Genomic DNA, 573 nt, shown 5'->3' with positions numbered 1-573 from the left:
TCATCTTAACAATGGTATTGACCGATGCTGCAATTAAGATACCCAGCGCGGCGGTGGTTACGCTCAATATTTGGATGCTCTGACGACCAAGCGCCAAGGAAATTGCGTCTACATCCGTAATCCCTGAAAGGGCCGATAAAATTAAGACACCTGCATTACCGAACCACTCAGCTAGCGCATGTGACAGCAGCATAATCACCGCCAGCATCATCCCAAAAAACAGCGCCGATTGTAGTGCGAGTGGGTTGCTCTGTTTGTTCGATTGTTCGATCTGTTCCACTTCACTCCGCCGCCATATCCACCAAGCAGGCAAATACAGCGCCGCCATCATGGCCATCACAATCGGCCATAGTAACGAGACAAGTTGAGGATTAATCACAAACAGAATAATCAACAGCCGAGGAAACATGGTGCCGCAACTCAAGAGTATGCCACTAGCAAGCAATGGGCTGATATTGGCTTGCTCCCGAGAAAGATGGGAAAACTGCAGCGTTAACGCCGTCGAAGAACTTAAACCTGCAAAAATGGAGGTGAACAATATGCCACGTTTCGCCCCACCAATTTTGATTGCGA

1 protein-coding gene is annotated in these 573 nt (G+C 48.5%); it reads right to left on the bottom strand.

The window, feature by feature from the left end:
• Positions 1-573 (bottom strand): DUF4010 domain-containing protein (locus R8N47_RS27140; RefSeq protein WP_318186361.1); only part of this gene is annotated, 573 nt, incomplete at both ends.

The sequence above is a fragment of the Vibrio sp. 2132-1 genome, assembly GCF_033344315.1.
This window is presented reverse-complemented; position numbering and strand designations above follow the sequence as displayed.